This window comes from Pseudomonadales bacterium, assembly GCA_024234165.1.
GTDB lineage: Bacteria > Pseudomonadota > Gammaproteobacteria > Pseudomonadales > UBA5518 > UBA5518.
Genome location: JACKOP010000002.1, coordinates 402,147 through 416,729, shown reverse-complemented (window position 1 = coordinate 416,729; position 14,583 = coordinate 402,147). Strand labels below are relative to the sequence as shown.

The window sequence follows — 14,583 nt, the reverse complement described above, 5'->3', positions numbered from 1 at the left end:
TCTGTTGCAGAGGAGAATCGCAACGATGGCGCTGAATTTGCCTGAAACATTCAACTACGAGAAGCGCGGCCGCATCGCGATCATGACCGTGAATCGTCCGCGCGCGATGAACGCATTCACCGGCGAGATGCTCGCGGCGATGGATGCCGCCTTCGCCGACTTCCAGCAGGACGATGAGCTGTGGGTCGCGATCCTCACCGGGGCCGGCGACAAGGCATTCTGCGCCGGCATGGATCTGGCGGAAGCGATCCCGCGGCTGAACTCGGGCGAGCAGCTCGGCTACGAGGATCACACCAAGCGACCGTTCTCGGACGTGTTCAAGCCGATCATTGCGGCGATCAACGGTTTCTGCATCGCTGGTGGCATGGAGTTCATGCAGGGAACCGATATCCGCATCGCGGCCGAGCACGCGACCTTCGGCCTGGGTGAGGTGCGCTTCGGACTGGTGCCGACCGGTGGCACGCACGTGCGTCTGCCGCGACAGATTCCGTGGGCAGTCGCGATGGAACTGCTGCTGACCGGCGAGAACATCGATGCACGCCGTGCCTGCGAAGTCGGGCTGATCAATCGCGTGGTGCCACGCGAGAAGCTGATGGAAGAGGCGCTGCGCATTGCCGAGAAGATCTGCGAAAACAGCCCGCTGGCGGTGCGCACGGCCAAGGAGATCGTGGTGCGCCAGGCAAGTCTCGAGCAGGGTTTCGTGCTCGAAAAGGCGATCGGCGCGCGCGTGTTCGGCTCGTACGACGCCACCGAAGGGCCGAAAGCATTCATGGAAAAGCGCAAACCCGAGTTCAAGGGCCGCTGAGTTCCGGGGGCGATGACGGAGGATCACGCGATGGCACTGCGTGTCGAAACGGTGATGATGGGGCCGGATACCGGCCAGTACGCGGGCAAGGGTCAGGCGGTGACCGGCATTGCGCGCATCGCAAGCGATGCGAGCCGGCTCGAGGCGCTGGGCTTCGACGGCATCACCACCCCCGAGGCGGGACACGATCCCTACCTGCCGTTGGGGTTTGCTGCCGAGCACACCACACGCGTGCGCCTCGGTACCAATGTCGCGATCTCGTTCCCGCGCAGTCCGATGATCACCGCACAGCTTGCCTGGGATCTGCAGAACTATTCGGGCGGGCGCTTCGCGCTCGGCATCGGCACCCAGATCAAGGGCCACAACGAACGTCGCTACGCCACACCGTGGCCGTCGGCGCCGGGTCCGCGCATGCGCGAATACGTGCTCTGCCTGCGTGCGATGTTCCGTTCGTTCCAGAACCCGCGGGCACCGGAGTACTTCGAGGGCGAGCACTACCGCTTCACGATGCTGCCGCCGTTCTTCAATCCGGGGCCGATCGAGCATCCCGACGTGCCGATCCACGTCGCGGCCGTGAACCCGTACATGGCGCGCATGGCCGGCGAGATCTGCGACGGGCTGCGCCTGCATCCGGTGGCAACCCTGGCCTACACACGCGAGGTACTGCTGCCCGCGATCGCTGCGGGGGCAGCGCGCTCCGGCCGCGATCCGGCGAGCTTCGAGCTGATCGGCGCGCCGTTCCTCGCGCTCGGGCGCAACGAGGAGGAACTGCGCAAGTCGATGGACGCGCTGCGCCAGAACATCTCGTTCTACGCGTCGACGCGTTCGTACCACGCGGTGCTGGCCTTCCACGGCTGGGAAGATGTGGGCATGGAGTTGCATCGTCTGTCGCTCGCCGGCAAGTGGGCCGAAATGCCGGCGCTGATCAGCGACGAGATGCTCGGGCAGTGGGCGGTGATCGCGCTGTACGAGGACTTCGCCGAGCGCCTGCGCGAGCGCGCGCAGGGTGTCTTTGCAACGGTGCTGATCGACCTGCCGCCGACAGCGCGCGCCGACGACGATTTCGTGCGCGAGACGCTACACCGCCTGCATGCCTGAGATTATATGGAGAGTCCACGATGAGCGATGACACCACTGCCTCCGGCCCGCTTGCCGGACTGCGCGTACTGGATATTTCCACGATGCTTGCCGGTCCCTACGGTGCCACGCTGCTTGGCGATCTCGGTGCCGACGTGGTTCGGCTCGAATCGCACTATGGTGACGAGAGCCGCCACCTCGGACCGAAACGTGGTACCGAGCGAGGGCCGTATCTGAGCCTGAACCGGAACAAGCGCGACATCGTGATCGATTTGCAGCAGCCGGCTGCACGCGAGGTGTTCGCGCGCCTGGTGCGCACCGTCGACGTGCTGATCACGAACATCCGTGAACCGGCGCTGAGCAAGCTCGGACTGAACTACGAACAGGTTGCCGAACTGAAGCCGGATATCGTCTGGGTCGGCGTCACCGCGTTTGGCCCGGATGGGCCCTACGCCGGACGCCCGGGAATCGATTTTCTCGCGCAGGGTTATACCGGTGTGCTGGCGCTGAACGGCGAGCCCGACGGCAAGCCGGTGCGGACGGGGTTCCCTGCGGTCGATGTGATCACTTCGTTGCTCGTCGCCAACGCTGCCCAGGCGGCGTTGCGCGTGCGTGACAGGACCGGCGAGGGGCAGCGCGTCGAGGTTTCCCTGCTCGACTCGCTGATGCACGCACAGGCGAGTTCGATCGGTGCCTATCTGACGACTGGCGAGGCACCGGTGCGCACCGGTAACCGCAGCCTCTATTTCGCACCGTCGGGGGTCTATCCGACGCGCGACGGTGGCCACGTGGTGATCACGACACCGGGCGAGAAGTTCTTCGGCAAGCTGTGCCGTGCGCTCGAGGTCGACTGGGACAGCGATCCGCGCTTCCACGACATCACGGCGCGACTGGAGAATCAGGACGAACTCGATCGCGTGGTCGCCGCACGCACCAGTGCGTATACCCGTGAGGAATTGATCCCGAAGCTGGTCGCCGCGGACGTGCTGACCGCACCGATCAACGAGGTCGAGGACGTGGTGCGGGATCCCCAGATCCTGCACAACGGTATGATCGTCTCGACGCAGCATCCGACGCTGGGAGAAGTGCAGCTCACCGGCATACCGATCCGCTTCTACCGCACCCCGGGCAGCGTACGCCTGCATCCGCCGATGCTGGGCGAGAACACGCGCGAGCTGATGACCGAACTCGGCTACGCGGATGCCGAGATCGATGTGCTGATCGCAGCGGGGCTGGTTGCCGACAACGCCGACATCGAACGGCGGCGGGCCGCGCGGCGCAAGCCTTCCTGATGTCTGCGCTGTCTGGGCCGTGCCTGCGTCGGCAGCGGCACCTGGGTTGTGAGGAATTGCCAGATACAGGCTGGATTGTCCGGATTTGATATAACTCGAAGATTGTGATCCGTTCATTTTCTTGAACAACCAAAGAGTTGGCTACTAAACTTCACGCCGGAAACGAAGTGGGGAAGACGGTGCTGGATACGTGTTGGCCGTGCTGAACGGCGATGCGGGTCTGGCTCACCGACACCGTAGAACGAATTTCAAAGGGGAAACACATGCTTACAGTACGAAATGGTACCTCCGACGCGCGTATCGGCTTTCGTGCCCATGCGCTTGCGCTGGCCATCGCAACGGCAGGTCTGGCTGCGCTGGCAGCCGGTACGTCCGAGGTGCAGGCACAGGCGGGGCAGGCAGCACGCAGTGGCGGCATCGAGGAAGTGACCGTCACCGCCCGGCGCCGCGAGGAAAGCCTGCAGGAGGTTCCGGTATCGATCACGGCCTACACGGCTGCCGATATCACCGATATGGGAATCACCAACATCACGAACATCAGCGAGATGACGACCAACCTCATCATCGTGCCGACCACCGGCGGCAACGACGCCAGCGATGTGTGCATGCGCGGTCTGTGTCGTACCGACTTCACGATCACCGAAGACCCGATGGTCGGTATCTATCTCGATGGCGTCTATATCGGCAAGGCGGTCGGATCGCTGTTCGATATTGCGCAGCTCGAGCGGGTCGAGGTGCTGCGCGGTCCGCAGGGCACCCTGTACGGCAAGAACACCGTGGGTGGTGCGGTGATACTGCATACCCGCAAGCCCGGTGACGAAGTTGGCGGCGAACTGTCGCTGACTGCCGGCAACTTCGGTCGCAAGGATGCCAAGGCCTATATCGAAGGTCCGCTGGCCGACACCCTGTCCGCCAGCCTGGCGTTGATGTCCAAGCGTCATGATCCCTTCGTGAAGAACGATGCCGGCAGGGATATCTGGGACGAGGACAACCTGGTCGCGCGCACGGCGGTGCGCTGGCAGCCGGCAGCGACGGTGACCGTCGACTACGCCTACGACTGGCAGAAAAAGCGTGAACGCGCGCTGGTGTCGCAGCTCACGTCGGTGTCGAATTATGGGTACGCGCAGTACCTGAATACCGATGTGTTTCCCAACTCGCCCGTTTACCCGGGTGTGCCGCCGCTTGCCCAGCAGGTACGTCCGAAGCGTGCCAGTCACGTTTCGGTATCGGGGCCATCGATCAGCAATCTCGACGTCAAGGGCCACGGCCTGACGATCGACTGGGAACTCGGCGACGTTGGCACCTTCAGTGATCTGTCGCTGAAGTCGATCACCGGCTACCGCGAGATGGAAAACGTGCTGCTCAACAACGCCTTCGGTACCTGGTACCCGCGCGTGCTGAGCAACCTGCCGGATGATTTCTCGCTGAAGTCGAAGAGCCAGGAATTCCAGATCTCGGGGAATGCGTTCAACGGCTACATGGATTTCGTGGCGGGCCTGTTTTATTTCAATGAAAAAGGCGACTACAGCAACCACCAGGTTCTCGGCACGTTCGGGATGGACCAGATCTACTTCACCGCGATCGACAACACCAGCAAGGCGCTGTTTGGCGAGGTGTCGCTGCACTTCACCGACCAGTTGACGCTCTCGCTGGGCCTGCGCTACACGGATGAGGATCGCGAGCAGCAGCACACGGTCACGGCGCTTGCTTCCCCTTTCCCCGCGATGCTGGGTACCTATTTCAACAGTTACAACCAGACCTACTATGGTTACCCGGCGCACATCCCGACCAAGATCAATGACCAGGGAACTTCACCGCGCGTTGCACTGAACTACCAGTGGACCGACGACGTAATGGTGTACGCCAGCTTCGCACGCGGCTTCAAGAGTGGTGGCTTCAACGCACGCTCTGGCTCGTTGGTGGCATGGGGTCCGTACGACGACATGCAGAACGACGCCTACGAGATCGGCGTCAAGTCGATGTGGCTGGACAACCGGGTGCGTCTGAACGCAGCCGTGTTCTACCAGAACCTTACCGACATGCAGGCCCAGGTCAACGTGATCGACAACGGCAACTGGATCACCCAGGTGCAGAACGCGGCCGAGGCGACCATCAAGGGATTCGAGATCGAGACGCTGCTGAAGGTGATCGACGGGCTCGATATCTCGGCCGGTTATGGCTATGTCGACGCTGAATACGACAAGTTCATGTCGCCCGATCCACGGCTGCCGGTGGGTTCGCCTGCAGTCGACGTATCGAACGACCGCGGTTTCGAGTTCACGCCGAAGCACAGCTACAACCTGTCGCTGAACTACACCTTCCCGCGGTTCCTGCCGGATGGCGACCTGCGTGCGCGTCTCGACTGGTCGGGCATGAGCAAGCATGTGTTCACGCCGGTTCTGAGCACCAACAAGGATATTGCCCAGGACGGTTACAGCCTGCTCAACCTGCGCCTTGCCTGGGAAGACGTGCAGGTCGGCTGCTGCAATGACGGACGTCTTGCGGTTGCCGCGTGGGTACGCAACCTGGCCGACAAGGAATACCGCATCGGCGGTTACGACTTCGACGGCGGACCGGTTCATGGTCGGCTCGCGACGAGCCAGTATGGCGAGCCGCGCACCTACGGTATCGACGTGATCTACAAGTTCGGTGCACTGTAATAGCCAGGCGGCATGAACGGGGTCATCGAGACCCCGGCATGTTGCGAGCCGCAGGCCGTGTCTGCCGGGTGCAAGCACCGCGTGCCGACACGGCCTTTTTCTTGTCGATCGAGCCGTCCGGTGCTCGCTCGCGGCGTTTGCAGTGATCATGGTTCCGGCTGGCGCTTCTGCATTCACGGCCAGTGATTACGCGCAACGATTGCGCGTGTCGCTTGGCCTGTCGGCGCAGGAACCATGGGCTGCCGATCCTCGCAGTGCCGACGTCCTGTGGGCCGATTCCGGTGCCATGGCGCTCACCGGGTATCGCGATGGCCCGGCGCTCCTCTCGCCAGCGCCACTGGCAGCGTGTGCGCAGGGTGCATGGCGCACCCTCGCTTCCTTGTCCGACGGCATGCTTGATCCCTGGTTCGCGGCGTATCGCCTGCTCGGGGAGCGCGCTGCGCTCATGGGACTGCAACGCAACGGTGCTGTTTCGGCAGGAGGTGCCTGCAGGCTGCTGCGGGTGCGCGATGGCTGCATCGCCCTGAACCTGCCACGCGAGGACGATTGGCGTCTGCTGCCTGCGTGGCTGGAGACAGCGGTCGCCGACTGGGACACGGTTGCAGACTGTGTGATCGATCGCGAACTTGCGCCATTGCTCGAACGGGCGCGGTTGCTGGGTTTGGCGGCGGCGTCGTCGGTGTCGCCGCCGTCACGCGTGGAGCCGTGGTTCCGGCTCGAGGAGCGTGGCCTGCGTCGGCGCAGTGGCGCACCGCACGCCCCGATGGTGCTCGATCTGGGTTCGTTGTGGGCAGCACCTCTGTGTACGAACCTGCTCGGCATGCTGGGTGCGCGTGTGGTCAAGGTCGAGAGCGAGCAGCGCCTCGACGGTGCGCGTTTCGGTCCGGCGGCGTTCTTCGATGTGCTGAATGCAGGCAAGGAGAGCGTGATGCTTGATCTGCGCACGCCGGCGGGCCGGAACAGCCTGCGCAGCCTGCTGGCCAGTGCCGATATCGTCGTCGAGTCGGCGCGACCACGCGCGCTCGAACAGATGGGCATCCGTGCCGCCGATCTGGTTGCAGCGGGCACCGGCAAGACGTGGATCGCCATCACCGGTCATGGACGTGGCACGCCGCAACGTGACTGGATTGCCTACGGTGACGATGCCGGTGTTGCGGCAGGATTCAGCGAACTGCTGCGTTGCAGGGATGGACAGCCGGTGTTCTGCGCCGATGCGGTGGCGGATCCGCTGACCGGGCTGCACGCAGCGGTGCTCGCGTGGCATGGGTGGCGCAGCGGCAGCGGGGGCCTGTTCGACGTTTCGCTGTATGCGGTGGCCGCGCACTGCGCTGCGCTGCACGTGCCGGTGTGTACCGCCACCGATGGTGGTGTTCCCGTCGCTGCTCCCGTGGCGCGACCGGTGAGCCTGCACGCTGCAGCGCCCGGCGCCGATACGGTACGCGTACTGCGTGAATTCGCGCACGGAAGGATCGTGTGAGCGGATCGGTGCTGTTGCGTGCGGTCGGCGGGGCGGATGGACGTGTTCGCGATCTGCGCATCGTCGCCGGTCGCATCGTCGCATCGGACCGGCAGCTCGTGAAGCGGCCGGGAGAGACCGTGCTCGATGCGTGTGGCGGTGTCGTGATCCGCGGTCTGCACGATCACCACGTGCATCTGCTGGGGAGTGCGCGTGCGCTGGATTCGCTGGTCTGCGGGCCGCCCGCGGTGCGCGATGAGGACGCCCTGGCGCGCGTGCTGCGCAGTGCGTGTCCCGGTGCCGACGGCTGGATACGTGGCACCGGATTCCACGACAGCGTGGCGCCTGGCGTCGATCGGCGCTGGCTCGATCGGGTGTGCCCCGCGCATCCGCTGCGGATCCAGCACCGTAGCGGCATGTTGTGGATCCTGAACAGCGCAGCGCTCGTGGCGGCGGGTATGGAGCCTGATGCCGAATTACCCGCCGGTGTCGAGCGGCTGGCAGACGGTACGCCGAGTGGCCGTTGCTACGGTCTTGACGAGTGGCTGGGACGGCGTCTCGGCGTGCAGCCGCCCGACCTGCGGGCATTGGGAGAACGACTTGCCAGCTACGGTGTTGCCGGCGTCACGGATGCCGGCGTGCGCAATGGTCCGGCCGAATGGGAGTTGCTTGCAGCGGCACAGCTTCACGGCGAACTGCCGCAACGCGTCTTGCTGATGGGCTCGGAGGCGCTCGACGGGATGGCTGTTGATGGCGATCACATCGCACGCGGGCCGTTGAAGATCTATCTGCGCGAAGCGGCATTCGATGCTTTCGATGTGCTCGTAGCGCGTGTGCGCGCGGCGCATGCGCTCGGGCGTGACTGCGCGTTTCACTGCGTGACGCGCGCCGAACTGGTGGTAGCACTGGCTGCACTGGAAACCGCTGGAGTGCGAGCGGGCGACCGCATCGAACATGCTGCGGTGTGCGATGACGAGGCGCTCGGCTGGATCGTGCGACTGGGTTTGCGTGTGGTCGGCCAGCCGCATTTCATCGCCGAGCGTGGTGAGCGCTATCGCGTCGAAGTGGAACCGGCTGACCGGCCATGGTTGTGGCGGGCTGCGGCCTTTCTTGCCGCTGCTGTGCCGTTCGCGGCCGGGACCGACGCGCCGTATGGTTCGCTCGATCCATGGCAGGCCATGCGCGCTGCGGTGTCGCGTTGCACTGCCGATGGCGGGTGCCTGGGGCGGGACGAAGTGCTTGCGCCGCAGCAGGCAGTCCAGCTTTTCTGCGGTGATCCACGCTTGCCGGGTACGGGTTCGCCGTGGCCCGAAGTCGGAGATCGTGCCGATCTGTGCGTGCTCGATCTGCCGTGGAGGGAACTGCTCGACGATCTCGACAGCCGCCACGTACGGGCGACGCTGATCGATGGCGTGGTGGTGCATCAACGCGCGGGTTGAGCACCTTCGTCGGTCGTCTCCGACTCGAGCAGCTATACTTCGCGCGCTCCATGGGGTTGCGGATCCGGCATGAACAGCGAACGTCGCTACACACTCAAACTGTCCTGTCCGGATCGCGTCGGCATCGTCGCGCGTGTCGCCGGCTTCTTTGCCGAACAGCAGGGCTGGATCCTGGAAGCCAGCCAGCACGCCGACGAGAAGAATGGCAACTACTTCATGCGGGTCGAGGTTCGCGCCGATTCGCTGCCCTTCCATCTGGCGGAGTTGCGCGAACGCTTTGCATCGCTGGCAGGCGAATTCGGAATGAGCTGGCAGATCAGCGACAGCGCGATCAGGAAGCGCGTCGTCGTCCTGGTATCGCAGCAGGAGCACTGCCTGTACGACCTGCTCGGGCGCTGGAAGAGCGGTGAGCTCGAAATCGACATCCCGTGTGTGATCTCGAATCACGAGACCTGGCGTGGACTGGTCGAATGGCATGGCATACCGTTCCACCACATACCGGTGAACCAGGACAACCGCGAGCGGGCGTTTGCCGAGATCGAGCGACTGTTCGCCGAGTCGCACGCAGACACCATGGTGCTCGCACGCTTCATGCAGATCCTGCCGGCAGCGCTGTGCCGGCGCCATATCGGGCGCATCGTGAACATCCATCACAGCTTTCTGCCGAGCTTCGTCGGTGCGAAGCCGTATCACCAGGCGCATGAGCGCGGCGTGAAGCTGATCGGTGCCACCTGCCATTACGTGACCGAGGAGCTCGATCAGGGTCCGATCATCGAACAGGACGTGATTCGCATCGATCACAGCGATGCGGTCGAAGACCTGGTGCGCTACGGCAAGGACATCGAGAAGGCAGTGCTTGCACGCGGGTTGCGCTATCACCTCGAGGATCGTGTGCTGGTGAACGGCCAGCGCACCGTCGTGTTCCGCTGAGCTTGCAGGCACGCGCGGAATTCTCCACAGTCGCGCCTTCGTTTCACGGATGGAGAACGCACGATGCCGCAGCATCACAATGAGCGCAGCGGCGGTGTGCTTGGCTGGATCGAGCGCACCGGCAACCGACTGCCAGACCCGGTATTCATCTTCCTGTACCTGATCGCCGCGCTGATAGCGGTCAGTGTCGTTGCCTCGTCGGTCGGTCTGTCCGCGCTGCACCCTTCACAACACGATGCCAGCGGCGCTCCGCAGCTGATCACCGCGAGCAGCCTGCTCGCGCCGGACAATATTCGGCGGCTCTGGGCCGACATGCCGCAGACCTTCACCGCGTTCCATCCGCTCGGTTACGTGCTGGTGGTGATGCTTGGCGCAGGCGTTGCCGAGCGCAGCGGACTGTTTGCCGCAGCGATGCGGGCCACGGTGCACGCCGCACCACGCAAGCTGCTGACGCCGATGGTCGCGCTGGTCGCGATGATGGGCAACCTGGCGGCGGATGCGGCCTACGTCGTCCTGATACCGCTGGCCGGCATTCTGTATGCCGCCGCGAACCGTCACCCGATCGCCGGCATCGCCGCAGCGTTTGCAGGCGTATCCGGCGCGTTTTCTGCCAATCTGCTGCCGGGGCAGCTCGATGCGCTGCTGTTCGGCATCACCGAGGCTGCTGCGGAAGCATTGGTGCCGACGTGGGATGCCAATATCGTTGGCAACTGGTACTTCATCGCCGGCATGACCGTGGTGTTCCTGCCGGTGATCTGGTACGTGACCGACCGGGTGATCGAGCCGCGTCTGGGTGATCCGGCGGCAGGCGTTCAGACAGTCGACGCAGACGATGCGGGGCCGATCGATGCGTTGCACCGCCGCGCATTGCTGCACGCGGGCATCGCGGCGCTTGCGGTCGTGCTGCTGTGGGCGTTGTTCCTGTTTGGTCCCGGGACGCCGCTGCTCGATCGTGACGGCATCGGGCCTGCGCGCCTGTCGCCGTTCTTCCGTTCGCTGGTGGCGGGTTTCTGTGTACTGTTCCTTGCCTGTGGGTGGGCCTATGGGCGTGTTGCCGGGACGGTGCGTTCACACCGTGACATCGTGCGCATGATGCAGGAGGCGATGGCAGAGCTCGCGTATTACCTCGTGCTCGCGTTCGCAGCCGCACACTTCATCGCGATGTTCGCCTGGTCGAACCTCGGGTTGATCATCGCGGTGCACGGGGCCGAAGCGATACGTGCGTCCGATCTGCCGGCACCGATGCTGCTCGGGATGATCGTGCTGCTCACCGCCGGTGTGAACCTGTTCATCGGTTCGGCGTCGGCGAAATGGGCTCTGCTTGCGCCGGTACTGGTGCCGATGATGATGATGCTCGGCATCAGCCCGGAAGCGACCACGGCCGCCTATCGTGTCGGCGACGGCGCGACCAACATCGTGACACCGCTGATGGTCTACTTTCCGCTGATTCTCACCTTCTGCCAGCGCTGGCGTGCCGATTTCGGACTGGGCAGCCTGGTGGCGACGATGCTGCCGTTCGCGCTTGCGCTGCTCGGCGTAGGCGTCGTGCTCACGATCGTCTGGATCGCTCTGGGAATCCCGCTCGGACCGGCAGCACCGGTGCATTTCGTGCTGCCCTGATGCGTGGCACTCCGATCCGGCTCGATCGTACTCATTCAGATTGCACGGCAGTTTCGCGTTGCACCTTTACCGGCAGGATTGCCAATCCCGCGATGATCAAGACACCAGCGAAGACCGCAAACGCCTGTCGGTAATTTCCAGACACATCGTATGAGTGGCCCGAATAATAAAGACACAGCAGCGTCAGCGATATCTGCACGGGAATCATTAATCCCATGACAGTGCCAACAGACGCAGGACCGAAGCGTGCGCTGATCAGTGCTGCCCACAAAGGCGTCACGCCGCCGATTGCCGCACCCGCGAGCAGCGACACGGTCAACAGCACCGTATAGTCAGGGCTCGAAACGAGACACGCAAGATAAACTTCGGCCAACATTATTACGGCAACAATCAACCGACGCATATCCACATGGTCGGATAGCTCGCCGATGACGAGTTTGCCAATGATGGCCGAACCGGAAACTACCGACACCACAAGGCTCGCTGCCTGAAGCGAGAAACCCCGGTCTGTGCCATAGGCCACGAGAGATGCGAGTAGCGCCTGGTTTACCGCGAGAACCAGGCCAATGCAGATCGCGAGTAGCCAGAAATCCCGTGTCTGCAACAGTTTCCTTGCATTCCAGAGCGGGGCAGGGGACACCTTCGACGTCGAAGGGTCTGGATTCCTCTGGCCGGGGAGTGCCCGCTGTGGCTCGCGAATCAGGAGCAAGGCGAGAGGTACCACCAGAATCACGACCAGCCCGCCCATTGCGGCAACTGCGCTGCGCCACCCCAGGCGCTCGACGAAGAACGTCATCAATGGCAGGACGAGCAGGCCACCAGCTGAAGAAGACACCGAGACAATGCCGAGTGCGCGACCGCGGTTGCGCTCGAACCAACGCGCCGTCAAGGCACTGGCGCTCAGTGGTCCCAGTGCCTGCACCCCGGTGGCGAGCGGCAAGAGCGTAATGGCAGTCATCAGCCACAGTGAATGTGTAAATGCAATTGCAAGGCAGCCCGATCCGAAAATCAGTGCGCCGCTTGCTACCAGCAGACTGCCTGGCAGTCGATCCAGCATCCATCCAATGAAAGGCGACACGATCGCCATGCCGAGAAGCAACACCATCAGGCCACCGTTGGCGACGGCTCGTGTCAGTTGATAGTCGGCAGCAATTGGCTTGACCAGTAGTCCGAAGCCGTAGATCGTTGTGCCAACGGCAAGTGCCTGTGCCAGGAATACCGTGGCAACAACCACCCATCCATAATGAAATCCGTCATGCTTCTCCGGGGGTGGTGCGCTTTGCATGGCCGTTGATCTCTCCTCCGCGATCAGCCCATCGAACACATGCGAACATCGACGATTCAGGCCCTGCGGGGCATCGCGCTGTGAATGAGTATGCCTTGGAGGGCTGCGGACCCGAGTGGACAGGGACCATCAGTGCACACTCATGATTTCCTGCAGATTGCTGTTCCAGAACTCGAGCGCGCGCCCGGGAATCGTGAAACTGATCCGCGGATGAGTAATGAATTCGAGCAGCGCCGGCACGCCGTTTTTCGTCTGCTCGATGCCGCGTCGGATTGCGGCTGCCACGTCGCCTGGTTCGGTGACTCGTTCGCCGTATCCGCCAAGCGCTTTGGCCAGGTCTGCGTAGTTGCCGGATACGCGTGAAATATCATCGTATTTCGATGTCGCCAGACGCTGCATCGGTGCCTGGATCGCCATCTGTGAGTTGTTCTTCACGATGGACAGGATCGGCAGGCCCGCACGCACGGCTGTTTCGAAATCCATGCCGGTCATGCCGACTGCGGCATCTCCCCAGTAATTGATGCAGAGCTTTTCGGGATGTGCCGCCTTCGCTCCCAGTGCGTAGCCCAGGCCGGTGCCCATCTGGGTGGTCTTTCCCCAACCGATGTAGCTGAGCGGTTGCTTGCTGACCCAGAACGGGGCCATCTCGTCCCTCGCGCTGCCTGCATCATGAGTCACGATCGTATTGTCCGGGTCGACTGCGTGCATGAGTTCCCAGAGCACCCTGTATGCATCGATCGGCTTCTCGTTTGACGTGAGCTTGGGCATCCACCGAGTCAGCCAACGCTCGCGCACGGAAGCGATTTCAGCGGCGACATCGGCACTCTTGCGGTGTGATCCCCGCGTGCCAATCGCCTCGTTCAGCATGGCAAGAATCAGTTGTGCATCGCCTACCAGCGCCGCATCTGCGTGCACGCCGCCATTCAGGTGCCGGGTATCGAGCGTGGCGTGAATGAAAGTCTTGTCCTTCGGAAAATTCAATCCGAAAGTCGTGGGTGAAAAACTGCAGCCGATGCCGAAGATGAGATCGGATTTCCTGATGAAGTGGTCGACGGCATCCGGGTAGCGCAATCCGCCGGCGCCCAGTGACAGTGGGTGATCCTCCGGAAAGGCACTCTTGCCTTGAATGCTGGTGGTCACCGGCGCGCCCAGCAGCTCCGCCAGCTCCCGCAATTCCCTCCATGCCCGTGCGTAATGTACGCCCTGTCCCGCGTAGATCACGGGGCATCGCGCTTTGAGCAGGCGCTCTGCCACCTCTTCCACCATGCAGGGATCTGGACCACAGCGATAGGCCCTTGTCGCCGTGTAATCCAGGGGGCCACACCACTCCTCGCGCAGGAGGTCGATGGGTATTTCCAGCAGCACCGGTGCTCTGCGTCCGTTGCGTACCTGGGTGAATGCACGCTCGAATGCCGCGCTGACCATTGACGCTGTTTCGATGCGTTCGCTCATCTTCGTGATCGGCCGGGCAGCCACCGACGAATTGAAGTGATGCGGGAAGTTCCATACCGGACGCGCATAGCCACAGGCCAGCACCAGAATCGGCACGGAATCGCCAAAGGCTTGAGCGATGCCGCCAAAGGCATTCTCGATACCGGGGCCATACTGCGTGAATACGATTCCTATCTTCTGTCCGGACGACATTCGTGTGTATGCGTCGGCCATATGCACAGCAACCCGCTCCTGTCGTGCGAGGATGGGGCGGATACCAGATTCGGCAGCACCGTCGATGATCGGGCTATCCGGATAGCCAAAGATCATTTCCACCCCTTCGGCCTTGAGAATCCGGCCAATTGCTGATGCAACGTTCATCAGGCATTCCTCCGTCTGTGTGTGGTGGCCGCGTTCTCTGGCTGTAACGTGCCGGAAACGGGGTGGCAATCCGGAAGTGGTGGAATGTCCAGACTACAGCAGTTCTTGCGCTGGCGTCGAGGCATGGCGGTGTTGCGTGGAAACTCTCTGTTTCCAGGTGGGGCTTCTACCGTCTCGCGCGGCTGCATTATGCTTGAGCAATCCCAT

General features: G+C 63.1%; 10 protein-coding genes. 8 read left to right on the top strand and 2 right to left on the bottom strand.

The features are described 5' to 3' along the window. Positions 1-25: 25 nt before the first annotated feature. The 8 genes from H7A12_07575 to H7A12_07540 all read left to right on the top strand — a co-directional run bounded on the left by H7A12_07575 (position 26) and on the right by H7A12_07540 (position 11,279). Entirely contained in the window at positions 26-805 is a 780-nt protein-coding gene (locus tag H7A12_07575; GenBank protein MCP5320671.1) for an enoyl-CoA hydratase/isomerase family protein, read from the top strand. A gap of 30 nt (positions 806-835) precedes the next feature. Further along, positions 836-1,903, top strand: coding sequence for a TIGR03617 family F420-dependent LLM class oxidoreductase (locus H7A12_07570; GenBank protein ID MCP5320670.1), 1,068 nt, complete (start codon positions 836-838; stop codon positions 1,901-1,903). Between the two features lie 20 nt (positions 1,904-1,923). Further along, complete coding sequence (locus H7A12_07565; protein MCP5320669.1) at positions 1,924-3,174, top strand: CoA transferase; 1,251 nt, start codon at positions 1,924-1,926, stop codon at positions 3,172-3,174. Positions 3,175-3,437: 263 nt separating this feature from the next. Further along, positions 3,438-5,834 (top strand): TonB-dependent receptor, encoded by a 2,397-nt coding sequence (locus H7A12_07560; protein MCP5320668.1) that lies wholly within the window; start codon positions 3,438-3,440, stop codon positions 5,832-5,834. A 148-nt stretch (positions 5,835-5,982) separates the two neighbouring features. Continuing rightward, positions 5,983-7,311: a CoA transferase gene (locus tag H7A12_07555; GenBank protein ID MCP5320667.1), complete on the top strand. Its 1,329-nt coding sequence runs from the start codon at positions 5,983-5,985 to the stop codon at positions 7,309-7,311. Positions 7,312-7,319: 8 nt separating this feature from the next. After that, positions 7,320-8,729 carry an amidohydrolase family protein gene (locus H7A12_07550; GenBank protein ID MCP5320666.1) on the top strand — a complete coding sequence of 470 codons (1,410 nt, stop codon included), beginning with the start codon at positions 7,320-7,322 and terminating at the stop codon, positions 8,727-8,729. Between the two features lie 69 nt (positions 8,730-8,798). Further along, complete coding sequence (purU, locus tag H7A12_07545) at positions 8,799-9,659, top strand: formyltetrahydrofolate deformylase (protein ID MCP5320665.1); 861 nt, start codon at positions 8,799-8,801, stop codon at positions 9,657-9,659. A 63-nt stretch (positions 9,660-9,722) separates the two neighbouring features. Continuing rightward, on the top strand, positions 9,723-11,279 hold the full coding sequence (locus H7A12_07540) for an AbgT family transporter (GenBank protein ID MCP5320664.1): 1,557 nt from the start codon (positions 9,723-9,725) through the stop codon (positions 11,277-11,279). A 31-nt stretch (positions 11,280-11,310) separates the two neighbouring features. Here H7A12_07540 and H7A12_07535 read toward each other — a convergent pair whose 3' ends face one another. Both H7A12_07535 and H7A12_07530 read right to left on the bottom strand, forming a co-directional pair. Continuing rightward, positions 11,311-12,603, bottom strand: coding sequence for an MFS transporter (locus tag H7A12_07535; GenBank protein MCP5320663.1), 1,293 nt, complete (start codon positions 12,601-12,603; stop codon positions 11,311-11,313). Positions 12,604-12,693: 90 nt separating this feature from the next. Beyond that, positions 12,694-14,376: a thiamine pyrophosphate-requiring protein gene (locus tag H7A12_07530; protein MCP5320662.1), complete on the bottom strand. Its 1,683-nt coding sequence runs from the start codon at positions 14,374-14,376 to the stop codon at positions 12,694-12,696. Between the last annotated feature and the right edge of the window lie 207 nt (positions 14,377-14,583).